This window comes from Acidovorax sp. Root267, assembly GCF_001429215.1.
In the GTDB taxonomy this organism is placed as follows: Bacteria; Pseudomonadota; Gammaproteobacteria; order Burkholderiales; family Burkholderiaceae_C; genus Acidovorax; species Acidovorax radicis.
In genome coordinates, this window is record NZ_LMJC01000022.1 from 333,151 (window position 1) to 356,358 (window position 23,208).

At 66.0% G+C, this 23,208-nt stretch carries 20 protein-coding genes; 14 read left to right on the forward strand and 6 right to left on the reverse strand.

Translation table 11 applies throughout. The annotated features are described in order from the left end of the window. Positions 1-34 precede the first annotated feature (34 nt). The 4 genes from ASE39_RS15485 to ASE39_RS15500 all read left to right on the forward strand — a co-directional run bounded on the left by ASE39_RS15485 (position 35) and on the right by ASE39_RS15500 (position 4,367). Entirely contained in the window at positions 35-1,726 is a 1,692-nt protein-coding gene (locus ASE39_RS15485; protein ID WP_057271728.1) for a SulP family inorganic anion transporter, read from the forward strand. A 116-nt stretch (positions 1,727-1,842) separates the two neighbouring features. After that, a complete protein-coding gene (locus tag ASE39_RS15490; protein WP_057271729.1) occupies positions 1,843-2,616 on the forward strand; it encodes a GGDEF domain-containing protein in 774 nt (257 codons plus the stop codon). 10 nt (positions 2,617-2,626) lie between these two features. Further along, complete coding sequence (locus tag ASE39_RS15495; protein ID WP_010458536.1) at positions 2,627-3,484, forward strand: MinD/ParA family protein; 858 nt, start codon at positions 2,627-2,629, stop codon at positions 3,482-3,484. Between the two features lie 115 nt (positions 3,485-3,599). Continuing rightward, complete coding sequence (locus ASE39_RS15500) at positions 3,600-4,367, forward strand: sulfurtransferase (protein WP_057225209.1); 768 nt, start codon at positions 3,600-3,602, stop codon at positions 4,365-4,367. 81 nt (positions 4,368-4,448) lie between these two features. Here ASE39_RS15500 and ASE39_RS15505 read toward each other — a convergent pair whose 3' ends face one another. From ASE39_RS15505 to ASE39_RS15520, 4 genes are all read right to left on the reverse strand, one after another. After that, positions 4,449-5,333, reverse strand: coding sequence for a pirin family protein (locus ASE39_RS15505; protein WP_057271730.1), 885 nt, complete (start codon positions 5,331-5,333; stop codon positions 4,449-4,451). A 100-nt stretch (positions 5,334-5,433) separates the two neighbouring features. Further along, the gene (locus tag ASE39_RS15510) at positions 5,434-5,988 is read right to left on the reverse strand and encodes a flavodoxin family protein (protein WP_057271731.1); all 555 of its coding nucleotides are present in this window, start codon (positions 5,986-5,988) and stop codon (positions 5,434-5,436) included. A 113-nt stretch (positions 5,989-6,101) separates the two neighbouring features. Continuing rightward, complete coding sequence (locus ASE39_RS15515; protein WP_010458542.1) at positions 6,102-6,515, reverse strand: DoxX family protein; 414 nt, start codon at positions 6,513-6,515, stop codon at positions 6,102-6,104. Between the two features lie 45 nt (positions 6,516-6,560). Next, positions 6,561-7,262, reverse strand: coding sequence for a pirin family protein (locus ASE39_RS15520; RefSeq protein WP_010458545.1), 702 nt, complete (start codon positions 7,260-7,262; stop codon positions 6,561-6,563). A 104-nt stretch (positions 7,263-7,366) separates the two neighbouring features. Between ASE39_RS15520 and ASE39_RS15525 the strand changes: the two genes are divergently transcribed. From ASE39_RS15525 to ASE39_RS15545, 5 genes are all read left to right on the forward strand, one after another. Continuing rightward, entirely contained in the window at positions 7,367-8,305 is a 939-nt protein-coding gene (locus ASE39_RS15525) for a LysR family transcriptional regulator (RefSeq protein ID WP_010458546.1), read from the forward strand. Positions 8,306-8,401: 96 nt separating this feature from the next. Next, positions 8,402-9,535, forward strand: coding sequence for an FAD-dependent oxidoreductase (locus ASE39_RS15530; protein ID WP_029412973.1), 1,134 nt, complete (start codon positions 8,402-8,404; stop codon positions 9,533-9,535). Then, positions 9,532-10,512: a tRNA glutamyl-Q(34) synthetase GluQRS gene (gene gluQRS / locus ASE39_RS15535; RefSeq protein ID WP_057271732.1), complete on the forward strand. Its 981-nt coding sequence runs from the start codon at positions 9,532-9,534 to the stop codon at positions 10,510-10,512. The genes ASE39_RS15530 and gluQRS overlap by 4 nt, the downstream gene beginning before the upstream one ends. Beyond that, the gene (trmB, locus tag ASE39_RS15540; protein ID WP_057271733.1) at positions 10,509-11,267 is read left to right on the forward strand and encodes a tRNA (guanosine(46)-N7)-methyltransferase TrmB; all 759 of its coding nucleotides are present in this window, start codon (positions 10,509-10,511) and stop codon (positions 11,265-11,267) included. The genes gluQRS and trmB overlap by 4 nt, the downstream gene beginning before the upstream one ends. Positions 11,268-11,300: 33 nt before the next feature. Next, on the forward strand, positions 11,301-12,353 hold the full coding sequence (locus ASE39_RS15545) for a GGDEF domain-containing protein (RefSeq protein WP_010458550.1): 1,053 nt from the start codon (positions 11,301-11,303) through the stop codon (positions 12,351-12,353). A 71-nt stretch (positions 12,354-12,424) separates the two neighbouring features. Here the strand turns inward: ASE39_RS15545 and ASE39_RS15550 are convergent, their stop codons facing one another. Both ASE39_RS15550 and alaS read right to left on the reverse strand, forming a co-directional pair. Beyond that, entirely contained in the window at positions 12,425-15,412 is a 2,988-nt protein-coding gene (locus tag ASE39_RS15550) for an HD domain-containing phosphohydrolase (RefSeq protein WP_057271734.1), read from the reverse strand. Between the two features lie 136 nt (positions 15,413-15,548). Beyond that, positions 15,549-18,176: an alanine--tRNA ligase gene (alaS, locus tag ASE39_RS15555; RefSeq protein ID WP_057271735.1), complete on the reverse strand. Its 2,628-nt coding sequence runs from the start codon at positions 18,174-18,176 to the stop codon at positions 15,549-15,551. A 255-nt stretch (positions 18,177-18,431) separates the two neighbouring features. On the opposite strand from alaS, the gene ASE39_RS15560 reads away from it, so the two are divergent. The 5 genes from ASE39_RS15560 to ASE39_RS15580 are packed head-to-tail and all read left to right on the forward strand — an operon-like array spanning position 18,432 to position 23,102. Further along, entirely contained in the window at positions 18,432-19,349 is a 918-nt protein-coding gene (locus ASE39_RS15560) for a dihydrodipicolinate synthase family protein (protein WP_057271736.1), read from the forward strand. A 37-nt stretch (positions 19,350-19,386) separates the two neighbouring features. Continuing rightward, the gene (locus ASE39_RS15565; RefSeq protein WP_057271737.1) at positions 19,387-20,334 is read left to right on the forward strand and encodes a 4-hydroxyproline epimerase; all 948 of its coding nucleotides are present in this window, start codon (positions 19,387-19,389) and stop codon (positions 20,332-20,334) included. A 31-nt stretch (positions 20,335-20,365) separates the two neighbouring features. Further along, positions 20,366-21,481 carry an FAD-dependent oxidoreductase gene (locus ASE39_RS15570; protein WP_010458559.1) on the forward strand — a complete coding sequence of 372 codons (1,116 nt, stop codon included), beginning with the start codon at positions 20,366-20,368 and terminating at the stop codon, positions 21,479-21,481. A gap of 23 nt (positions 21,482-21,504) precedes the next feature. Further along, positions 21,505-21,765, forward strand: a complete 261-nt coding sequence (locus ASE39_RS15575) for a (2Fe-2S)-binding protein (protein ID WP_199864292.1) — start codon at positions 21,505-21,507, stop codon at positions 21,763-21,765. Beyond that, positions 21,762-23,102 carry an FAD/NAD(P)-binding oxidoreductase gene (locus ASE39_RS15580; protein WP_057271738.1) on the forward strand — a complete coding sequence of 447 codons (1,341 nt, stop codon included), beginning with the start codon at positions 21,762-21,764 and terminating at the stop codon, positions 23,100-23,102. Before ASE39_RS15575 ends, ASE39_RS15580 begins: the two co-directional genes overlap by 4 nt. The last annotated feature ends 106 nt before the right edge of the window (positions 23,103-23,208 follow it).

Consider the following 23,208-nt stretch of genomic DNA (forward strand, 5'->3'; position numbering starts at 1 on the left):
CTGGCAGCAGCGGCCCAGGCGCGACAATGTACCCATGTTTTTTCCCGCTGTGTCGTTGACCCGTTGGCTTCCGTTTCTTTCCTGGCCGCGGCCCGACCGCACCTTGATCAAAGGCGAATTCTGGGCTGGCATGACGGTGGGGCTGATGCTCGTCCCGCAGGGGGTTGCCTATGCGGCGCTGGCCGGCATGCCTTTGGTGACGGGCATCTATGCCTCGCTGATCCCCGCGCTGGTGGCGGTGCTGTTCAGCGCCTCCACACGCCTGGGCGTGGGCCCCACCGCGCTCACCAGCCTGCTGATTGGGGCCTCGCTCACCGGGCTGGCCGAGCCTGGCAGCGTGCAATGGGTGGCCATGGCGGCATGGATCGCCCTCCTGTCGGGGTTGCTGCAGCTGGTGATGGGGCTGGCGCGCTTTGGCTGGCTGCTCAATCTGGTGACGTCTCCGGTGCTCAGCGGGTTCACCCAGGCCGCAGCGCTGTTGATCCTGGGCTCACAACTGGCTGCACTCACCGGGTTGCGCTCAGACTGGGGGGCACTGCTGTCCACGCCCTCGCCTGGACTGTTTGACCTGACTGCGGCCGCCTTTGGCCTGGGCAGCCTGGCGCTGCTGATGCTGGCGCGCCGCTGGCGGCCGAACTTTCCTGCGGCCATCGTGGTGGTAGGGGCGGCTGGCGCGTTGAGCTGGGCGCTGGACTATGCCAGCGCTGGCGGGGCCGTAGTGGGCACATTGCCCTCGGGCCTGCCTGCCCCTTATTGGCCCGGTGCTCTGCCGTGGTCCAGCTTCTCCGCACTGGTGATGCCGGTGCTGGTCGTCACGCTGGTGAGTTTTCTGGAGACCGCATCGAGCGCAAAGGTAGAAAGCCAGCGGTCCGGCGAGCGCTGGAACGAAAACCAGGATCTGATCGGGCAGGGCTTGGCCAAGATCAGCAGCGGGCTGTGCGGCAGCTTTGCGACCAGTGCCTCGTTCTCACGCTCGGCCATCAACCTGTATGCGGGCGCCAAGAGCGGCTGGGCCACACTGTTTGCGATTGCCCTGGTGCTGGTGGTGCTGCTGTGGCTGACCCCGGCGCTGTACCACGTGCCGCAGTCGGTGCTGGCCGCCGTGGTGGTGACCGCCGTGACCAGCCTCATCAAACCAGGCACGCTGCTGCGCCTGTGGCGGGTTTCGCGGGTGGAGGCCGTGATCGGCGGCGTGACCTTCGCGCTGACGCTGGCCACGGCCCCGCGCATGTACTGGGGCGTGCTGGTGGGCCTGCTGATGAACCTGAGCCACTTCCTGTACCAGCGGCTGCACCCCCGCATCATCGAGGTGGGCCTGCACCCGGATGGCAGCCTGCGCGACCGCCACCTGTGGCATCTGCCCGCCCTGGCCCCCCGGCTGCTGGCCCTGCGCATGGATGCCGAGCTGGATTTTGCGTCCGCCAGCGCCCTCGAGCGGCGTGTCACCGAACACCTGGCCAGCCATCCCGACGTGGTGCACCTGTGCCTGATGGCCCAGCCCATCAACCGCATCGACGTGACGGGCGTAGAGACTTTTGCACAGTTGCTGGCACTGCTGCAATCGCGGGGTGGCACGCTGCACCTCAGTGGCCTCAAACTGCCTGCGGAGCAGGTGCTGCGCCAGGCAGGTTTGCTGGAGCCCAATATCGGCCTGGCGATGTACCGCACGGACGGCGAAGCGCTGGTGGCGTTGCAGCAGTTGCCGCAGCCCGTGGAACGGGTTTGAAGCCGGGGCCTTCCACCCCCTTTTCCCAGCGCTGCTGCGGGTTTCACCTAGACCTGGGGCCAGGGGCTTTCTTACCGGCGCACTGGTACACTTCATCAACTTTCTTTGCTCCATTTGTGTCTGACTCTGCGGCCTCTCATCTGGTAGATCTGCGCGACCTTCGCCTGGATACTGCCCACGCGCTGGTGGCTCAGGCCGGCGGCAGCGAAGCAGCATTGCACCGCGAGGTGCCCTCGCGCTACCTGCAAGGCCTGATCGACGGCCTGTGCGAACTCTCCCTCAAAGACCCTCTCACCGGACTGGCCAACCGCAGGCACTTCCGTGCCGTGCTGGAACGCGAAATCGACCGTGTCACCCGCTCGGGCGAGGCAGCGTTGCTGCTCATGCTGGACATCGACCACTTCAAGAAAGTGAACGATGCGCACGGCCATCTGGCCGGCGACATCGTGCTGCAGTCGGTGGCGCGCACGCTCAGTGCCTGCGTGCGCCCCATGGACACGCTGGCGCGGTACGGCGGCGAAGAATTTGCCGTGGTGCTCCCTGCATGCCAGGCTGGCTTTGGCCGCGTGGTGGCCGAGCGCATCCGGCGCGCAGTGGCCAACACCCCCATCAAGGTCTCCGGCTCTGTGGAGCTCAATGTTTCAGTCAGCATTGGCGGTGCCTTTGCCATGCAGTGGATCCGCTCCACCACCTTGCTGTGGACCGACCGTGCTGACCACCAGCTCTACCAAGCCAAGGCAGAAGGCCGCAACCGCGTCAGCATCGAGGAGCAACCCGACAGCACGGTCAGTGCCGAAGAGAAAAGCCTGTTGTTTGGCCCGCTCTACACCCCCTCGGGTTGGGGCGACCTGCCCCCGCTGGACCCCAACCCAACAGGCAGCGCCTACTGAAAGTTAGATGATGAGCGACGCGCTGTCCCCTCCCCCACCCACATCGCCAGCAGCCCCTGCAGGCTCGGCCACGCCACACGCCCCCAGTCCTGGGGGGGCCCGCATCATTGCCGTCACCAGCGGCAAGGGCGGGGTTGGCAAGACCTTCGTTTCGGCCAACCTGGCAGCAGCCCTCACCCGGCGTGGCCAGCGCGTGCTGGTGCTCGACGCCGACTTGGGTCTGGCCAACCTGGATGTGGTGCTGAACCTGCACCCCAAGATCACCCTGCACGACGTCTTCACCGGCAAAGCCACCCTCGAAGATGCCGTGATCCAGGCCCCGGGCGGCTTCGACGTGCTGCTGGCGGGCTCGGGCATGGTCGAGTATTCGCGCCTGACGCCTGAGGTGCGCAACCAGTTCCTGAGCGTGATCCAGGCGCTCACACCCCAGTACGACGTGGTGCTGCTGGACACCGGCGCCGGTATCTCCGACGTGGTGCTGTTCTCCATTTCGCTGGCCTCCGAGGTGCTCATCGTGGCCACGCCCGAACCCACCTCGCTGACCGACGCCTACGCCGCCATCAAGGTGCTGGCCATGCAGCAAAAACGCCAGCACGTGCGCATGGTCATCAACCAGGCCGCACGCCCGGGCGACGGCCGCGCCATCACCAGCCAGCTGCAGCAGGTGCTGGACCGCTTTGTGACCACCGAATCCGGCCGCCCCATGCGCCTGATTCACATGGGCGATATTCCGGCCGACCCTTCGGTGCGCGATGCCGTGATGCGCCGGCAGTTGCTGCTGCTGCAAACCCCGGGCTGCCCTGCGGCCCTGGCCATCGCCCAACTGGCCAACAAAATCGAAACCACGCTGCTGACACCGGCTGCCTGAGAAACCCGCAGGCACCGGCGCTCCACAGCGGCGCGGTGCGCTGCGCGGAACCCCAAGAAATTGCCTTGATCCGAGTGGAAACGCGACCCCATTGCGCTGATTTGCCGTGAACCCCATCGACACCGTCCTGAACATCTCCTGCTACAAGTTCGTGCCTTTGCCCGATGCGGCAGCACTGCGCGAGGTGCTGCATGGGCGCGCCACTGCGGCAGGCCTCAAGGGCACCATCCTGTTGGCCGAGGAAGGTATCAATTTCTTTCTGGCAGGACCGGCCGAGGCCGTGCACGGTTTTGTCGATGCGCTGCGCACCGATGCCCGTTTTGCCGATCTGGAACCCAAGGAGAGCTGGTCGGCCACGGTGCCGTTTCGCAAGATGTTGGTCAAGGTCAAGCGCGAGATCATTCGCATGGACCACCCCACCATCCAACCCGCCCAGGGCCGGGCGCCGTCGGTGGACCCCGTCACCCTGCACCGCTGGCTGGCACAAGGGCATGACGACGAAGGGCGCGAGGTGGTGACGCTAGACACGCGCAACGCCTTCGAGGTGGACCGCGGCACTTTCGACAACGCCATCGACTGGCGCATCGACAAGTTCACCGAGTTCCCGCCCGCCCTGCGGGCACACAAGAGCGAGCTGCAGGACAAAACCGTGGTGAGCTTCTGCACCGGCGGCATCCGCTGCGAGAAGGCGGCGATCCTGATGCGCGAAGAAGGCCTCTCGCATGTCTACCAGCTCGAAGGCGGGATTCTCAAGTACTTTGAGCTCACCGATGGCGCGCACTACCACGGCGGCTGTTTTGTGTTCGATGAACGCAGGGTGCTGGGGGCAGACCTTTCGACCGACCCCGAGCCTGCCAGCAGCGAAAACGCTATTAATAAGTGAGCTATCAGCGCTTATCCATCAAGCGCCAGATGCCAATTTTGCTTGGAATTTCAAAAATTCAAGCCAACAACCTTGCCCAGGTCAGGCCTTGAAGCGGCGCTCCGGCAACGGAATCCACTCCACCTCGCCCGGCACCTGCCCCATGGCCTGCGCATCCCAGTCACTGGCCGCCTGCACGATGCGGTCCTTGCGGCTGGAGACAAAGTTCCACCACATGTGGCGCGGCGCATCCAGTGCATCGCCACCAATCACCATCAGGCGCACGGCGCTGTCACCCGCAGCAAGGTGTGTGGCCCGCCCTGGTTCCACCACTGCCAGAAGCTGTGGGTCCACTGTGTCCCCGTTGAGCTGGACCGGTGCATCCACGGTGTAGACCGCCATCTCCGGGACGAGCGCGGGGATCTCCAGTGTGGCGCCCGCAGGCAACTGCACATCGAGGTACAACGTGCGGGAATAGGTGGCAACAGGAGAGGTCTGCCCGAAGGCTTCCCCAATCAGCACCCGCACGGTGACATCTCCCACCTGCACCTGCGGAATGGCAGCGGCAGGCGTGTGCACAAACGAAGGATCGGCCTCTTCATGGGCCACCGGCAAAGCAGCCCACAGCTGGATGCCATGGTTCACATAGACCTGGTTTGCGAGATTCTGCGGACGGCGCTCGGAATGCACGATGCCGCGCCCCGCCGTCATCCAGTTGATGGCCCCAGGCTCGATCTGCTGCACGTAGCCCAGGCTGTCGCGGTGCATGATGGCGCCCGAGAACAGGTAGGTCACCGTGGCCAGGCCGATGTGGGGGTGGGGCCGCACATCATGGCCCGCATCGGGCTCCACCGTCACCGGCCCAAAGTGGTCAAAGAACAGGAAAGGCCCCACGGCCTGGCGCTGCACCGCCGGCAAAAGGCGCCGCACCGTGAAACCACCGCCCAGGTCCTTGGCGTGGCCCGAAAGACGCAGGGGCGCGTTCATGACAACACTCCCATCGCATCCATGGCAGGGACAAGGCAAAAACAGTGATTCATCGGGGGCTCCTTGAGGGCTGGACAACAACGTCGCCAGCCTACCAGCTTCAGCTGCCCAGCTTGGCGGCCATGTCCGCAACACGCTGGCCAAACTGCTTGCCGGTCTCCAGATCGCCAGGGAACATCTCGGCGGCCGAGGCATCCGACGGCGACTGCGACATGGCGCCACTGAAGGAACCAATCCAGTTCACGTCGTTGCGCGTGGCGGCCTTGGAATTGGCGGGCATCATGCCGTTGCCCACCCAGACGCCGCCGTGCTGCATGGCCAGGTGGAACAGGTAGTCCAGCGTGATCTGCTTGTCGCCATTGGTGCTGGCGCTGTTGGTGAAACCCGCAAAAAGCTTGTTCTTCCAGGCCTGGCTGAACCAGGGCTTGGACGACGCATCGGCAAACTTCTTGAACTGCCAGCTAGGGCCGGCCATGTAAGTGGGGGTGCCAAAGATGATGGCGCTGGCACCGGCCAGCGTTTCCCAGCCGCCTTCGGGCAGGTTGCCCTCGGCATCAATGGCGATCAACTGGGCGCCAGCGCCCTCTGCCACGGCCTGCGCCAGGCGCTGTGTGTGACCGTAACCCGAGTGATAAACAACTGCGATGTGTGCCATGAGAGAACTCCTGTGGAAACAAGTGGGAACGAGGGAAAAACAGACCTACGGAAAAACGGATGGGACGCCTGCAGTGGCCGTCCCGCAGTCAACAACAGGCTCTTCGCCTCAGATCAGCGGCCAGACTGGCGCGCATCCAGGCTCCAGCCGCCCGCGCCAAACGCTGCGAGCGCCAGCAGGCCGCCGGTCACGCCCACGTTCTTGAAGAACAGGAGCTGCTGCATCATTTGTTTGTCGGCGGGCAAATTCCAGAACGCATGGAAGAAGAAGCTCGCCACCAGCGTGAAGAACGCCAGTGCCAGGGCTGCAAAACGTGTACCAAAGCCAAAGATCAGTGCCAGGCTGCCCAGCACTTCCACCGCTGCGGCCACGGCGGCGGCCACGGTGGGCATGGGCAGGCCTACGGACGTGATATAGCCGACGGTGCCAGCAAAGCCGGTGAGCTTGCTGATGCCCGCAGGCAGAAACAGGGCGGCCAGCAGCAAGCGCGATGCCAAGGCCAGGGGGTTTTGCAAAGATGTGAACATGGTGAAGAACTCCGGTGAAGGGGGTTGAAAAATGAATGTCGAATGTCAGGCGGCCAGATCAAACACCAGCACCTCGGCGTCGTGGCCATCGGTCAACGACAAGGCGGTTTCTTGCTCCATCAGCACGGCATCGCCGCCCGACAGCACATTGCCATTGGCCCGCAGCGCCCCGCGCACCAGGTGCACATAGGTCTTGCGTGCCGGGTCCAGTGTCAGCGCGACAGCCTCTTCGCCATCGAGCAGGCCAGCATACAAGGCTGCATCGGCATGGATCGTCACCGAGTCTTGCGCCCCATCGGGCGAGGCCACCAGGCGCAGCGCGCCGCGTTTTTGCGCTTCGGCGAACGTCTTTTGCTCATAGCTGGGTGGAATGCCACGCACATTCGGCTCGATCCAGATCTGCAGGAAGTGTGTGGTCTGCCCAGCCGCGTGGTTGAACTCGCTGTGCTGCACCCCGGTGCCCGCGCTCATGCGCTGCACATCGCCAGGCGGGATGCCCTTGATATTGCCCATGCTGTCCTTGTGGGCCAGTTCGCCCGACAGCACGTAGCTGATGATTTCCATGTCGCGGTGGCCATGGGTGCCAAAGCCGGTGCCAGGGGCAATGCGGTCTTCGTTGATGACGCGCAGATTGCCAAAGCCCATGTGGGCCGGGTCGTAGTAGCCGGCGAACGAGAAGCTGTGGAAAGAGTTGAGCCAGCCATGGTCGGCGTGGCCCCGGTCTTGCGATTTGCGAACAGTCAGCATGTGAGTGCTCCTTTCAAGCCCCGACTGTAGAACTGCAGGGTGCTGCGCGGGGGCTGATGAATTGATGGCAATGTTCAAATAATCTGAACTAACATGGCGCCACCATGCAAAACGCACGCGATGTCCTCACCCCCGATGCGCTGACCATGCTGCAGGTGATTGCGGAGGCGGGCAGCTTTGCCGCCGCCGCCCGGCAACTGGGTCTGGTGCCCAGCGCCCTCACCTACCGCGTGCGCCAGATCGAAGATGCGCTGGATGTGCTGCTGTTCGACCGCAGTGCACGCCAGGCCAAGCCCACCGAAGCCGGTGCGGAGCTGCTGCGCGAGGGCGTGCGGCTGCTGCAGGAGATTGATGCCGTGGCCCATCGTGTGCGCCGCGTGGCCACGGGCTGGGAGCCCCAGCTCACCATTTCGGTCGATGGCGCGGTCTCGCCCCATACCATGCTGGAACTGGTGGACGCGTTCTATGCCATGGCGCCCCCCACGCGGCTGAAGCTGCGCGATGGCATCATGACCGGCACGCTGGAGGCGCTGACCTCGGGCCGGGCCGACCTGGCTATCGGCGTATCGGTGATTGGCGCCAGTGTGGCCGGCCTGCAGCAGGCGCCCCTGGGCGACCTGCTGTTCATCTATGTGGTGGCACCCCACCATCCCCTGGCCTCGGCGCCCGAGCCCATCACCGATGCCATGCTGCTGCAGCACCGTGCCGTGGCCGTGGCCGATTCGGCCACGCGCGGTGGCGCCACGATGGGCCTGCTCGGCGGGCAGGACGTGCTGACCGTGGACACCATGCAGGCCAAGGTGCGTGTGCAGCTGCGCGGCCTGGGCGGCGGCTTTCTGCCCGAGCCCATGGTGCGCCCCTATGTCGAAGCAGGCCGGCTGGTGGCCCGCCGCGTGGCCCGCCCTGACCGCAATGTGCGCGTGAACTACGCCTGGGGCGGTCCCGGCTTCACCGCACCGGGGCGGGCACTGCAGTGGTGGCTCAACCAGCTGCAAAGCCCGGCCACTCGCCGCGCTCTGCTGGAAAACCACCATCATTTCTGACCCAGCGCACGCGCCCGCACGCTGTGGCGCGTGTAGAGTGGTTCCTGTTGGTTTTGCATTGCATTTCACTTGCCGACCGTCACCGAAAGGCCTTCCATGAGCAAACCTGATCCTCTTCCCGCCAAACGGCTCCGACGCAACAGCGCCCCCATGCCTGCAGCCCCTGCGGCACCCACCGCGCGCTCCGGCAAGCCCCAGCGCCATTTCGCCATCATCGGCGCCGGCGTGGCTGGCATAGCCTGCGCACGCACCCTGGTGCAGGCCGGGCACCGCGTGACGGTGTTCGAGAAATCCTCCCAGGCCGGCGGCCGCACCGCCACCATCGACTCCCCTTTTGGCAACTTTGACGCTGGCGCCCAGTACTTCACCGTGCGCGACCCGCGCTTTGCCCGCGCCATCGACACCGTGCCCGGCATCTGCAAGCGCTGGAGCGCCAATTCCGTGCAGGTGCTCGACGCCGCAGGGCGTGTGGCTGCCGCGGGCCTGCCCCACCGCGAAGCGCACTGGGTGGCCAGCCCGGGCATGCAGTCCCTCGTGGGCGCCTGGGCCGAGCCGCTGCTGCAGGCCGGCCAGCTCATCACCCACACCCGTGTCACGGCCATCGAGCCTGATTCCCTGAATGCCCCCGGCTGGCAACTGCGCACCGAGGGACCTGCGGGTGCCCAGCGTGTCTATGCCGGGTTCGACGCGGTGTTGCTGGCCCAGCCTTCGGTGCCCGCACAGGCCCTGCTGGCAAGCTCCGCAGTGGACACCCCGTTGACCGATGCCCTCTCCAAGGTGGCCATTGCCCCGTGCTGGACGCTCATGCTGGCCTACCCGCACGCCGTGCGCCCCGGCCTGACCACGCTGGGTCCGCAGTGGAACGCCGCGCGCAGCACGCACCACCGCATTGCCTGGCTGGCGCGCGAGTCGTCCAAGCCCGGCCGCAACGTCGTTGAACGCTGGACGGTGCAGGCCAGCCCTGCCTGGTCGGCCGAACACCTGGAAGACGACGAAGCCCGCGTGCAGGCCAAGCTCATCAAGGCCTTTGCCGAAGTCACGGGCATCCGTGCCACCCCCGCGCATGCCGACACGCGCCGCTGGCGCTATGCGCAGACCACCCACCCACTGGGCAAGAGCCACCTCTGGGACGCCACCATGGGCCTGGGCGCCTGTGGCGACTGGTGCCTGGGCCACCGGGTGGAAGATGCCTTCGTGTCGGGACTCGAACTGGCACTCGCCGTGGCATGACGGAGGACGGCGCGGCCACCGGGGCCCGCTACATCGGACGGTTTGCGCCCTCGCCCACGGGTCCGCTGCACGCAGGCTCGCTGGTGGCGGCGCTGGCCAGCTGGCTGGACGCACGGGCCCAGCAAGGGCAATGGCTCGTGCGCATGGAAGATGTGGACGTGCCGCGCTGCGTGCCGGGTGCAGACGAATTCATCCTGCAGCAGCTGGCCACCTGCGGCCTGGTGCCCGACGCCCCTCCCCAATGGCAATCCGCCCGCAGCCCGCTGTACCAGCGGGCCCTGGACCAATTGGTGGCGCAGGGCCACGCCTACCCCTGCGCCTGCTCGCGCAAGGACATCGAAGACGCCCATACCGCGCAGGGCCACACCCGCGAGCGACATGCCGCACTGCCCTACCCGGGTACCTGCCGCCAGGGGCTGCAGGGCCGCGCCGGACGTTCGTGGCGGTTCAACGCCACAGATTTCAAGCAAAAACAGGCTCTGGCGCTTGATAGAAATGCGCCATCAGCTACAAATACAGTAGCAAATCACCTGCTGCAATGGCACGACCGCCGACTGGGCGAACAACACCAGGATGTCACGCAGGCCGTGGGGGATTTCATCCTGCGCCGGGCCGACGGGCTCTGGGCCTATCAGTTGGCGGTGGTGGTGGACGACGCCGACCAGGGCATCACCGACGTGGTGCGCGGCGAAGACCTGGCAGACAACACCCCGCGCCAGATCCTGCTGCAGCAGGCCCTGGGCGTGCCCACGCCCCGCTACCTGCACACGCCGCTGGTATGTGGCGACAACGGCGAAAAACTCTCCAAGCAGAACGGCGCACGCGCGCTGGACCTGGCCGACCCGCTGCAGGCCCTGGCCAGCGCCGCGCAGGTGCTGGGCCTGCCACCACTGCCAAATCCACACATTCGTTGCATCTCGGACGCGCTAACCCTGTGGGTCGCAGCGTGGCGACGAAACTACAATGGCGCACCGTGACCGAACTGACCACCGCTTCTGCCCCCACCGCTGCGCCCGCAGCAGCCCCCGCGACCACCCCTGGCGGGGCTCCCGCTGGCGTGACCCATCCCAAAACCATCAAGAGCTTCGTGCGCCGTGCTGGCCGCACCACCACCGGCCAGGCCAAGGCCTTTGAAGACCTGGGCCCCCGCTTCGTGCTGCCCTATGTGCCCGCGCCGCTCGATGCCACCGCTGCCTTTGGTCGCACGGCCCCGCTGATTCTCGAAATCGGCTTTGGCATGGGCGAGGCCACGGCCCACATCGCCCGTGTGCGCCCTGGCGACAACTTCCTGTGCTGCGAGGTGCATGAGCCCGGCGTGGGCGCGCTGCTCAAACGCATTGGCGAGCAGGAGCTGACCAACATCCGCATCCTGCAGCACGATGCCGTGGAGGTGATCGACCACATGCTGCCCGAGGGCAGCCTCGATGGTGTGCACATCTTCTTCCCCGACCCCTGGCACAAGACCAAACACAACAAGCGCCGCCTGATCCAGTCCCCCCTGGTGGCCAAGCTGGCCGCCCGCCTCAAGCCCGGCGGTTACCTGCACTGCGCCACCGACTGGCAGCCCTATGCCGAGCAGATGCTGCAGGTGCTGGGCGCCGAACCCCTGCTGCAGAACACCGCCACAGGCTTTGCCCCACAGCCCGACTACCGGCCCCTGACCAAGTTCGAGAACCGTGGCCTGCGGCTGGGACACGGCGTGTGGGATGTTGTGTTCCTACGACGACATTGACAACCAGCCCCCACTGCTCCACCGTACACCCCAATGAAGCCCATTCTCCAGAACCTGGTCGAAATGACTGGCCACCGCGACCACTTGCGGTTGGAGGTGTCGGTGCTGTCCACGCTGCAAACGCTCAGCAGCATTGTCGAAGTGCGTGCGCTGGAGCTGTTCACCGACGGTGGCGTGCCCCATGTGCGCCCCCGCAGCTGGGTTGAAGACGGGCAACTGGTGTCCACCGATTCCGAAGCCGCCGCAGACCCCCGCCGCGAGACACTGGACAAATACCCCGCCCTGCGCGATTGCATTGCCAACCACGGCGACAGTGCCCTGGCATCGCCCCGCCGGGGCCGCCATGTGCTCTGGCTGCCGGTGTGGATGCATGACAAGGTCAACACCTGCCTGGAGATCACGCAGTCCCGCTCTTTCTCGGCGCACAAGCTGGAAGTGCTCAAGGGCGTGTTTCAGGTTTACCAGAACTACCAGAGCCTGCTCGACTACAGCGAACGCGACGCCCTCACGGGCCTGTTCAACCGCAAGACCTTCGACGAGCAGTTCTCGCGCCACGCGCTGAACGGTCTGGCCAGTGGCCGCTCGGGCACCGTGACCGAATCGATAGCCCCCGAAGAAGGCTCGCTGCCCGGGGAGCCGGTGCAGCAATGGCTGGCCGTGGTGGACATCGACCACTTCAAGCTGGTCAACGACCGCTTTGGCCATCTGTATGGCGACGAAGTGCTGATCCTGATTGCCAACATCCTGCGCAGCTCGTTCCGCAGCCACGACCGTATCTTCCGCTTTGGCGGCGAAGAATTTGTGGTGCTGCTGCGCTCCACCACACTGAGCACGGCGCACCGGGTGTTCAACCGCTTCCGGCTTGCGGTGCAGGAATACCACTTTCCGCAGGTCGGCCAGGTCACCGTCAGCCTGGGCTTTGTCAGCACCAACCGGGGCTCACCCGTGGAGATTCTGGGCCAGGCCGACCAGGCGCTTTACTACGCCAAGGAACACGGCCGCAATCAGGTCTGTTTTTATGACGATCTAGTGGCCAGCGGGCAACTGGCCGCCAAAGTGGCCAACGACGACGTCGAGCTGTTCTGAACGCCCCCGCCTGACGGGACGCCCGCATCGAAACAGGCACGAAACAGGCGCCACTGCCCGCTTTCAGCGCATCAGTTCATCGACTCCAGGATCGCCTCCACGTCCACCGCATCCCGCTGCGCAGCCGGCAGAAACTGCTCCGCATACTCCCGCCAGACCCCGCTGCACAGGAAGAAGCGGAACACCTCAGCATCGATGTGGCGCTCTCGCACCATGTGGCCCATGATCTTGAGCGATTCGGACAGTGTCTTGGGCGGCTTGTAGGGCCGGTCTGACGCCGTCAGCGCCTCGAAGATATCGGCCAGCGTCATCACGCGGTCTGCCAGCGTCAGCTCCGAAGCCTTCAGGCGCCGGGGATAGCCTGTGCCGTCCAGCTTTTCGTGGTGCGAGCCCGCAATCGACGGCACCCGCGCCAGGTGCGGCGGGAACGGCAGGCCGCTGAGCATGACGATGGTCTGAACAATGTGGTCGTTGATCTTGAAACGGTCTTCTGCGGTGAGGGTCCCTCGCTGGATCGACAGGTTGTGCAACTCGCCCAGGTGGGCTTCCTGCGGGGGCAGCACCATGTCAAAACCCCAGAGATTGGCCGGGTTGCCGACCTCCACGGGCGGCTTGCGGGCACCCCAGCGCACGATGTGCTCGGGCCGGTCCGCCAGCAGGGGTTCGTTGGCGGGCAAGGGGCGCACCGGCACGGGGGCCAGCCGCATCTTCTCGGCCGCCGACAGGCCCAGCCGGTCGTCAAAATGCCGCTGCCACACCTGCCGCCCGATGGTGGTCAGCCGCTGGATGTCGGCATCTGCCATGAATTCGCCACCCACATTGCTGCGGGATACGAAGGCAAACTCTTCCTGCAGCCGGTCGCGCCGCTGCAAAAGCTCACGCTGCAGCCGCACCGGGTCCACGCCGGACACGTACTGCTTCCAGTAATCCAGCTCCGCATCGCGCCACAGCACTTCAAAGCGCATGCGCACCTCGTGGATGCGGTTGTAGAGCGCCTCCAGCTTGGTGGCCTTGTCGATGATGTGCTCGGGGCTGGTGACCTTGCCGCAGTCGTGCAGCCAGGCGCCCAGGCGGAATTCATAGCGCTCGGCATCGGTCATGGCCACCGGGGCAAACGGCCCCTCCTCGGCCTCGCACATGCGCTGCATCAGGGACTCCGCCAGCTGGGGCACCCGCTCGCAGTGCCCGCCGGTGTAGGGACTCTTGGCGTCGATCGCGTCAGCCAGCAGACGGATGACAGCGTCGAACAGCTTCTTTTGCCCTTCGATCAGGCTGCGCGTCTCGATGGCCACCGACAGCGTGCCCGAGAGCTTCTCGACAAACGCTCGAAAGTGAACATCGTCCTGCTGCTGGTCCGCACGGTAACGGAGCACCAGCAGGCCCAGCGGCTGGCCGTCGCGCGTGCGCAACTGCACGCGCAGCACGCGCTGGGGGGTGGTCTGGTCGTCGTCCTCGTGCCGGTCGCCGTCCTGCGGCTCGGCAGGGTTGATGAAAAACACCATGGGCAGGTGCTCCGGGTAGCGCGACTGCTGCTCAGGGTCTTCGCAGTACCGCGCCGTGCGCAGCAGGCCCGCGCGCTGCGCCTCCACCAGGTACACCGCACCGCCAGTGCAGCTGGTGGCGCGCACCAGTTCGTAGAGCACGCTCGACAGCATGAGGTCCATGCGCGACTCGGCGCTGATGTGGTGCGTGATGTGCAGGAACTCCTGGATGGTGTCGGACATGCGGTCCATCACCTGGCCCAGCGCACGTACCTCGCGGACCGGCGACATGCGGCGTTGTGCCGGCCGCCGGAAATCAAACCGCGCCAACGCCTGCGCCTGCGTGGCCAACCCCGACAGGCTGCGCCCCACACGCCTCCCGGCCAGCCAGCCAAAGGGCAGCATCAGCGCGATGAGCCCCAGGGACAGCCACACCTGGCGCTGCAGGTTTTCGTTCACGTCCGCCAGCAGCTCCCGGGTGGGGATGGCCATCAGGATGTGCAGCCCCTCCCAGCGCTGCGACTTGAGTGGCATGACCTTGGCCAGCCACTCCTCGCCACCCGCCACAAAGCGGCGCGAAGGCCCCTCCTTCACCCCGAAACTGCGCAGGGCCTGCAGGCTGGGCACCCCCAGGCCATCGAGCGTGCGCAGCTTGAGGCTGGGCTGGTTGCCATCACGCACCAGCACGCGGGACATGTCCGGGTAGGCCAGCACGCGCTGGTCCTGGTCCACCACGGCGATCTCGGTGCGCGGCATCAGCCGCAGCTCACCAATCTCCCGGCCCAGGTCGGTGAGCGCCACATCCAGGCCGATCACGGCGCGGCCGTCCTCGCTGGGCTGGCTCAGCGTGATGCCCACCTCCTGCGTGGTGAAGAACACATAGGGTGCGGTGAGGACCTGCGCGTTCTTTTCGGCTGCCTCGGCATACCAGGGGCGGGACCGGGGGTCATATCGGTAGCCGGGGCGCACGGCGGAATCGAGCAGGTGCAGTTGTGCGTCGTAGTAGTTCCACCGTCCGACCAGGCCTGCTGGCCCCGCCGCGCTGCGCTCGCGCGCCATCGATTGCACCAGGAACGCAGCCTCCGCAGGCGCCTCCAGCCGCGCACGGAGCGCGGCGTTGCGCAGCGGGCGCATGAGCAAAAACTGACCATCGGAATAGCCGATGAAGACCGCCGACAGCAACGGGTTCTGCTCCAGCAGACGCACAAACACCGGCAGGCGACGCAGCCGCGCCGGGAGGGTGGTGGCCGAAGCAATGGGATCAAACGCCAGCAACCGGATCGTGGCATCCGCCGGGTCCACGATGTGGTGCACCCGTTCGCTGATCAACAGGCTGATGTGCTGCGCACTGTCGTCCGACGCGGCGATGATGGCCTGCCGGGCGCCGGTGCCCACCTGGTACACCAGCAGCACCGTAAGCAGCAGCATGGCAGACACCACCACCGACGCAATCACCACTTCGAACGGAACGGTGATGCGCCGCCACCAGGGCAACTCGGCAGCCCCCGGATCAGACGAGCTCGGCCGGGTGCCATGGGCAGGCACCGGCTCTTGCGGGCTTTCGCGCAGGGGGTCCATGCGCTTGAATGTAGGGGGAAAGCCGGTTTTCCGTCATCCCCTTTTTGGCAGACAAGGCCACCAGCACATCAGTCGCACCACAGCGGCCTGCGCCACTGTGACCCTGTGACGACCCGAACGTGTTTACGTTCGGGGATCAGCCCAGTTGTTGCGTGACCCAGCCCGTCACCGAGGCCAGCGCCGCTGGCAGCTTGGAGGCATCGGTGCCGCCGGCCATGGCCATGTCGGGCTTGCCGCCGCCCTTGCCGCCCACTTGCTGGGCCACAAAGTTGACCAGTTCGCCGGCCTTGACCTTGCCCACGCTGTCGGCGGTGACGCCTGCAGCGATCTGCACCTTGTCGCCGTCCACGGCGGCCAGCACGATGGCAGCGGTCTTGAGCTTGTCCTTGAGCTTGTCCATGGTGTCGCGCAGTGTCTTGGCGTCGGCGCCAGGCAGCGCGGCGGCCAGGACCTTCAGGCCCTTCACATCCACGGCCTGGTTCACCAGCTCATCGCCCTGGTTGGAGGCCAGCTTGCCCTTCAGGGCCGCCACTTCCTTTTCGAGCGCGCGGGCATTGTCCAGCGCCTGGCTGATGCGGCCGTTGAGTTCGGCCACCGGCGCCTTGAGGGTGCTGGCGGCCTGGTTCACGGTGTCTTCCAGGTTCTGCAGATAGGCCAGCGCGTTCGCGCCCGTCACGGCCTCGATGCGGCGGATGCCCGCGGCCACGCCGCCCTCGCCCACCACCTTGAACAGGCCGATGTCACCGGTGCGCTGCACGTGGGTGCCGCCACACAGTTCGCGGCTGGTGCCGATGTCGAGCACGCGCACGGTTTCGCCGTACTTCTCGCCAAACAGCATCATGGCGCCGGTCTTCTGGGCCGATTCGATGTCCATCACACGGGCCTGCGTGGGCTGGTTGGACAGGATTTCTTCGTTGACACGGCGTTCGATCTCGCGGATTTCAGCCGCGGTGACGGCACCGTTGTGTGTGAAGTCAAAACGCGTGCGATCGGCATTCACCAGGCTGCCCTTTTGCTGCACATGGCTGCCCAGCACTTCGCGCAACGCCTTGTGCATGATGTGCGTGACCGAGTGGTTGCGCACGGTGGCTGCGCGCACGGCGGTGTTCACCTGGGCCTGCACCGTGTCGCCCACGTTCAGCGTGCCCTCTTCCACCGTGCCGTGGTGGCCAAACACATCGGCCTTGATCTTGAGCGTGTCGCCCACTGCAAAGCGGGCGGAGCCACTGGTGATGGTGCCTTCGTCACCTACCTGGCCGCCGCTTTCGGCGTAGAACGGGGTGGTGTCCAGCACCACCACACCGTTTTGACCAGCCTTTAGGGCTGCAGCGCTTGTCCCATCCACGTAGATAGCTATGATTTTTGCAGTCTCAGCCAGATTTTCATAGCCGGTGAACTGGTTGGCTGCACCGGTGTACTCCAGCGCCTTGTCCATCTTGAACTTGCCGGCTGCGCGGGCCTGGGCCTTCTGCTTTTCCATGGCGGTCTTGAAACCGGCCTCGTCCACCTCGACGTCGCGTTCGCGGCACACGTCGTTGGTCAGGTCGAGCGGGAAGCCGTAGGTGTCGTGCAGTTTGAACGCCACATCACCGGGCAACACCTTGGCGCCGCCGTCCAGGGTGGCGTCCAGGATTTCCATGCCATTGGCCAGCGTTTCAAAGAAGCGCTCTTCTTCCACCTTCAGCACTTCGGTGATGCGCTGTTCCTGCTCGCGCAGGGACGGATAGGCATCGCCCATCACGCGCACCAGGTCGGCCACCAGCTTGTGGAAGAACGGCGTCTTCTTGCCCAGCTTGTAGCCGTGGCGGATGGCACGGCGCACGATGCGGCGCTGCACGTAGCCGCGGCCTTCGTTGCTCGGAATCACGCCGTCGCTCACCAAAAACGCGGTGGCGCGGATGTGGTCGGCGATCACGCGCAGGCTCTTGTTGTTGAGGTCGGCCACGCCGGTCTCACGGCCAGCGGCCTTGATGAGCGCGTCGAACAGGTCGATCTCGTAGTTGCTGTGCACGTGCTGCAGGATGGCGGCCAGGCGCTCCAGGCCCATGCCGGTGTCCACGCAGGGCGCGGGCAACGGGGTCACGGCGCCGGTTTCGTCCATGTTGAATTGCATGAACACGTTGTTCCAGATCTCGATGAAGCGGTCACCGTCTTCATCGGGGCTGCCGGGCGGGCCACCGGCAATGTGCGGACCGTGGTCGTAGAAGATTTCGCTGCACGGGCCGCAGGGGCCGGTGTCGGCCATCATCCAGAAGTTGTCGGACTTGTAGCGGCCGCCCTTGTTGTCGCCGATGCGGATCACGCGCTCGGGCGGCAGACCGATTTCCTTGGTCCAGATGTCGTAGGCCTCGTCGTCTTCTTGGTACACCGTGGCCAGCAGGCGCTCGGGTGGCAGCTTGTAGACCTCGGTCAGCAGCTCCCACGCCCACTTGAGCGACTCGCGCTTGAAGTAGTCGCCAAACGACCAGTTGCCCAGCATTTCAAAGAAGGTGTGGTGGCGCGCGGTGTAGCCCACGTTTTCCAGGTCGTTGTGCTTGCCGCCCGCACGCAGGCACGCCTGAACCGACACCGCACGGTTGTACGAGCGCTTGTCGGTGCCCAGGAACACGTCCTTGAACTGCACCATGCCCGAGTTGGTGAACATCAGCGTGGGGTCATTGCCCGGCACCAGGGGACTCGACGGCACCACGGTGTGGCCCTTGGAGACGAAGAAGTCCAGGAAGGACTTGCGGATGTCAGCGACAGAAAAAGTGGGAGTGCTCATGGTGTTATGGAGTGGTTGCACGGAGCAGGCAGGCCGCAGGACCCGCGCCTGCGCGTTGCCTGTCGCTGCCCCTATGGGGACCAACCTTTCATTATAGGTTTGCAGTCTGGTGGTCCGTGGCTGGAGGGCGACAGGGCAGGGACAGACGCCTCCGATCCATGCGCCAACGAATGCGGAAAAATCCGCTTGCACGCTTTAAATATCTTGTTAATATATTAATAACTTCAACCCGACCACCGATCCAAGGAGTCCCTCGTGAACCCACAACCCCGCTGGCAAGGCATCTTCCCTGCCATCACCACCAAGTTCCACGCCGACGAGTCCATCGACGCCGAGGGCACAGCCCGCCACATCGACTTCCAGATCCGCAACGGCATCCACGGGCTGGTCACCTGCGGTTCTCTCGGCGAGGCCAGCACCCTCACGCTGGAGGAAAAGCTCCAGGTTGCCAAGATCGCCCTCGAAGCCGCTGACGGCCGCGTGCCCGTACTCGCCAACGTGTCCGAGACCAGCACCCGCGAAGCCCTGCGGTACATCGACGGCGGCAACAAGCTCGGCGTGGCCGGCTACATGGTCATGCCCTCGGTGATCTACGTGGCCGACGCCCGCGAGGCCATGGCCAATGTGCGCGCCATGGCGGGTGCCGCCCAGCGCCCCCTGATGGTCTACAACAACCCTGTGGCCTACCGCGTGGACCTGAAGCCCGAGCACATGGTGGAGCTGGCCGACTGCGAGTGGATCGCCGCCATCAAGGAAAGCACCGGCGACATCCGCCGCATCACCGACCTGCGCAACACCGTGGGCGACCGCTACCAGCTCTTCCTGGGCGTGGACGACCTGGCTTACGAAGGCTTGGCCCTGGGCTGCGACGGCCTGCTGGCCGGCGTGGGCTGCGCCTTCCCTCGCGAAACCGTGGCGCTGTACGACCTGATGAAGGCGGGCAAATTTGCCGAGGCGTTGCCGCTGTACCAGTGGATGACGCCCATGCTGCACCTGGATGTATCCAACAAGCTGGTGCAAAACCTCAAACTCATCGACGCACTGGTGGGTGTGGGCACCGAACACATGCGCCGCCCGCGCCTGCCCTTGGTGGGCGAGGAACGCGCATTTGTGGAGAGTGTGGTGCGCAAGGCCCTGGCTACGCGCCCTACAAAATACCAGTCTGCAGCCTGAGACACTGAGCGCCCTACTCCACCACCACCAGAGCACTATGCAACGCATCCACGTGATCGACTCCCACACCGGCGGCGAGCCGACCCGGCTTGTCATCGATGGTTTTCCGGACCTGGGCACCGGCACCATGGCCGAGCGGCGCACGCTGCTGGCCGAGCGCCACGATGCCTGGCGGGCCGCCACCGTGCTGGAGCCGCGTGGCAGCGACGTGGTGGTGGGGGCCCTTCTGTGTGCGCCACAAGACCCGGCCAACGCGGCGGGTGTGATCTTCTTCAACAACAGCGGCTACCTGGGCATGTGTGGCCACGGCACCATCGGGCTGATTGCATCGCTCGCCTACCTGGGCCGCATCACGCCCGGTGAGCACCGCATCGAGACACCCGTGGGCACCGTCACCACCACCCTGCACGCCGATGGATCGGTCAGCGTGCGCAACGTGCCCGCCTACCGGCTGCACCACGCATTGGCCATCGAGGTGCCCGGCTACGGCCGCGTGGTGGGTGATGTGGCCTGGGGCGGCAACTGGTTCTTCCTGATCTCAGACCACGGCCAGCGTGTAGCCAGTGACAACCTGGAGGCGTTGATGAACTACAGCTGCGCCGTGCAGCAGGCCCTCAAAGACCAGGGCATTCGGGGCGACAACGGCGGCGAGATTGACCACATCGAGCTGTTTGCCGACGACGACCAGGCCGATGACCCCGCCGATAGTCGCAACTATGTGCTGTGTCCCGGCAAGGCCTATGACCGCTCGCCCTGTGGCACGGGCACCAGCGCCAAGGTAGCCTGCCTGGCGGCCGATGGCAAGCTGGCACCGGGCGCACTCTGGCGCCAAGCCAGCATCATCGGCAGCCAGTTCGAGGCCAGCTACACGCTGCAGGACGATGGCAAGGTCATTCCCACCTTGCGGGGCCGCGCGCACATGAGCGCCGATGCCACACTGCTCATCGAAGACAGCGACCCCTTTGGCTGGGGAATCCGGCTGTAATCCGCAGCTCGCTCCGAAACACACGCTCGCCATGCAACACACCGACGTTCTCGTCATTGGCGCTGGCATCGTGGGTGCCGCCTGCGCCCATGAGCTGGTGTTGGCAGGGCTGTCGGTACGTGTCATCGATGCGCGCCTCGGCGGTGCCACGGCGGCGGGCATGGGCCATCTGGTGGTGATGGATGACAACCCTGCCGAACTGGCGCTGAGCCAGACATCGCTGGACCTCTGGCACGCCTGGGCGCCCCACATGGACGCGGGCTGCGCGTTCACCCCTTGCGGCACGCTCTGGCTCGCTGCCAACGATGCCGAACTGCAGGCTGCGCATGACAAACGCACCACCTTGCAAGCGCATGGCATCGCCTGCGAGATGCTCGACGCCGCCGCCCTGGCCCGCGCAGAACCCGCACTGCGCCCCGGTTTGGCGGCCGCGCTCAAGGTGCAGGGCGACAGCGCGGTCTATGCCCCGCGCGCAGCCCAGTGGCTGCTGGACCAGGCCGCAGCCCACGGGCGCCTTGTGTTGGAGCAAGCTGAAGCCCTGCAGATCGACGGCCACACGGTCACTCTGCGCGATGGCAGCCAACGCAGCGCAGGCGCCATCGTGGTGGCCAGTGGCATCCACGCCCCACGGCTGTGCCCCGGCCTGCCGCTGCGCCCCAAGAAGGGCCACCTTGTCATCACCGACCGCTACCCGGGCACCGTCCACCACCAACTGGTGGAGCTGGGCTACATCACCAGCGCCCACCACAGCGATGGCACCTCGGTGGCCTTCAACGTGCAGCCCCGGCCCACGGGGCAGCTGCTGATCGGCTCGTCGCGCGAGTTCGACACCACCGACCCCGCTGTCAACAACGCTGTGATGGCGCGCATGCTGCAGCGTGCGCTCGACTACCTGCCCGGCCTGGCCGACCTCAACGCCATTCGCACCTGGACCGGCTTTCGCGCCGCCACGCCCGACAGCCTGCCCCTGATTGGCGCGCACCCCGAACACCCGCACCTGTGGCTGGCCGTGGGACATGAAGGACTGGGGGTGACCACCGCCCCGGCCACCGCGCAGTTGCTGGCGGCCCAGATCGCAGGGGGCACCCCGGCGATCGACCCCACGCCCTATGCACCTGCACGCTTTGCAGGCCTGGGCACACCATGACCCCATCCAGAACACCCGCCCTGGTGCACATCGTGGTGAATGGCACCCCCCTGCAGGTGCCCCCAGGGACCAGCGTCGCCGCCGCGCTGGCGCAGCAAACACCGGGCACCACCCGCACCTCGGTCACCGGCGAGGCGCGGGCGCCGCTGTGTGGCATGGGCGTGTGCCACGAATGCCGGGTCCGCATCCATGGCCGCACCCGTCTGGCGTGCCAGACGGTCTGCGTCGAGGGCATGCAAATTCACACCGATGTCGGTACAGCCCCTGGGAGCGCAACGCCATGACCGAGCAACACTCGGCGCACGAGCGCTGCGACATCCTCATCATCGGCGCAGGCCCTGCCGGTTTGGCCGCAGCCGTGGCTGCTGCGCCCAGCGGTGCATCGATCACCATCGTGGATGACAACCCGCAACCCGGTGGGCAGATCTGGCGCGCTGGCCCCCAGGTGGCCTTGCCCGCCCTGGCGCAGCAGCACCGCGCGGCCCTGGCCCGGCATACCAACATCCGCCTGCTGCCCGGCACCCGTGTGATGGGCCTGGGGGGCACCCAACCCATCCAACCCGGCGGCAAGGCCCCTGCCCTGCTGCTGGAAGACGCTGACCGGGGCTGGACGCAGCACAGCCACCGCATCGTGCTGTGCACCGGGGCGCGCGAGCTGCTGCTGCCTTTCCCAGGGTGGACACTGCCCGGTGTGACAGGCGCGGGCGCTTTGCAGGCCCTCATCAAGGCAGGGCTCGACGTGCGCGGCCAGCGCATCGTCATTGCAGGCACAGGCCCTCTGCTGCTGGCCGCTGCCGCCACCGCCAACAAAGCGGGTGCCACCGTGGTGCGCGTGGCCGAGCAGGCGCCGTGGAGCGCGCTCGCTGGCTTTGCAGCGCAACTGCCGCGCTGGCCGGCCAAGGCGTTGCAAGCCCTCACGCTGCTTCACTCGCAGTTGCGCGCCAGCAGCCATGTGCTGGAAGTCCAAGGCACCAAGCAGGTGCAAACAGTGAGGTTGCGCAAAGGCCAACACGCCGAAGAAACCATGGCCTGCGACCGCGTGGCCTGCGGGTTCGGGCTCGTTCCCAACACCCACCTGGGGCAGATGCTGGGCTGCGCCCTGGGCGGGCCGCTGAGCGGTGGCCAGGGCTTGGCTGTCGATGCACAGATGCGCACGAGCGTGCCCGGAGTGTTCGCCGCGGGTGAAGCCACTGGCTTTGGCGGCAGCGAACGTGCACTGGTTCAGGGCGCTATCGCAGGGCATGTGGCGGCGGGACAGGTGCAACAGGCCCAGGCGCTGCGCCCGCAGCTGGCACGCTGGGAGGGATTTGCGCAGGCGTTGCAGGCTTCTTTTCCACTGAACGAAGCACTCAAAACCCTGGCGCAGCCCGGCACCCTGGTGTGCCGCTGCGAAGACGTGCCCTACGCTGCACTGGCCGATCGCGACGGCTGGATCGATGCCAAGCTCCACACCCGCTGCGGCATGGGCGCCTGCCAGGGCCGCATCTGCGGCGCGGCCACGCAGCACCTGTTTGGCTGGACGCCCGCGCCCCCACGGCATCTGCTGGCACCCGCGCGCATTGGCACGCTGGCCGCGTGCACACCCGCGCCCACCAGCGAGCCCGTCACGCCCTCGGGCTGACGGGCGCACCGCCAGTTTTCCCACGCCATCCTTTTCAGGGCTTACCCGCACCCCGCAGGCATCTATTTTGCTTTTAAATATATTTGTTAGATATTAAACAACCCGC

Bases quoted from the DNA above. Each gene is read 5' to 3' on its own strand.
- ASE39_RS15485 (WP_057271728.1), top strand. From the start codon at position 35: ATGTTTTTTCCCGCTGTGTCGTTGACCCGTTGGCTTCCGTTTCTTTCC.
- ASE39_RS15495 (WP_010458536.1), top strand. From the start codon at position 2,627: ATGAGCGACGCGCTGTCCCCTCCCCCACCCACATCGCCAGCAGCCCCT.
- ASE39_RS15505 (WP_057271730.1), bottom strand. From the start codon at position 5,333: ATGAACGCGCCCCTGCGTCTTTCGGGCCACGCCAAGGACCTGGGCGGT.
- ASE39_RS15510 (WP_057271731.1), bottom strand. From the start codon at position 5,988: ATGGCACACATCGCAGTTGTTTATCACTCGGGTTACGGTCACACACAG.
- ASE39_RS15515 (WP_010458542.1), bottom strand. From the start codon at position 6,515: ATGTTCACATCTTTGCAAAACCCCCTGGCCTTGGCATCGCGCTTGCTG.
- ASE39_RS15520 (WP_010458545.1), bottom strand. From the start codon at position 7,262: ATGCTGACTGTTCGCAAATCGCAAGACCGGGGCCACGCCGACCATGGC.
- ASE39_RS15525 (WP_010458546.1), top strand. From the start codon at position 7,367: ATGCAAAACGCACGCGATGTCCTCACCCCCGATGCGCTGACCATGCTG.
- ASE39_RS15530 (WP_029412973.1), top strand. From the start codon at position 8,402: ATGAGCAAACCTGATCCTCTTCCCGCCAAACGGCTCCGACGCAACAGC.
- gluQRS (WP_057271732.1), top strand. From the start codon at position 9,532: ATGACGGAGGACGGCGCGGCCACCGGGGCCCGCTACATCGGACGGTTT.
- ASE39_RS15545 (WP_010458550.1), top strand. From the start codon at position 11,301: ATGAAGCCCATTCTCCAGAACCTGGTCGAAATGACTGGCCACCGCGAC.
- ASE39_RS15550 (WP_057271734.1), bottom strand. From the start codon at position 15,412: ATGGACCCCCTGCGCGAAAGCCCGCAAGAGCCGGTGCCTGCCCATGGC.
- alaS (WP_057271735.1), bottom strand. From the start codon at position 18,176: ATGAGCACTCCCACTTTTTCTGTCGCTGACATCCGCAAGTCCTTCCTG.
- ASE39_RS15565 (WP_057271737.1), top strand. From the start codon at position 19,387: ATGCAACGCATCCACGTGATCGACTCCCACACCGGCGGCGAGCCGACC.
- ASE39_RS15570 (WP_010458559.1), top strand. From the start codon at position 20,366: ATGCAACACACCGACGTTCTCGTCATTGGCGCTGGCATCGTGGGTGCC.
- ASE39_RS15580 (WP_057271738.1), top strand. From the start codon at position 21,762: ATGACCGAGCAACACTCGGCGCACGAGCGCTGCGACATCCTCATCATC.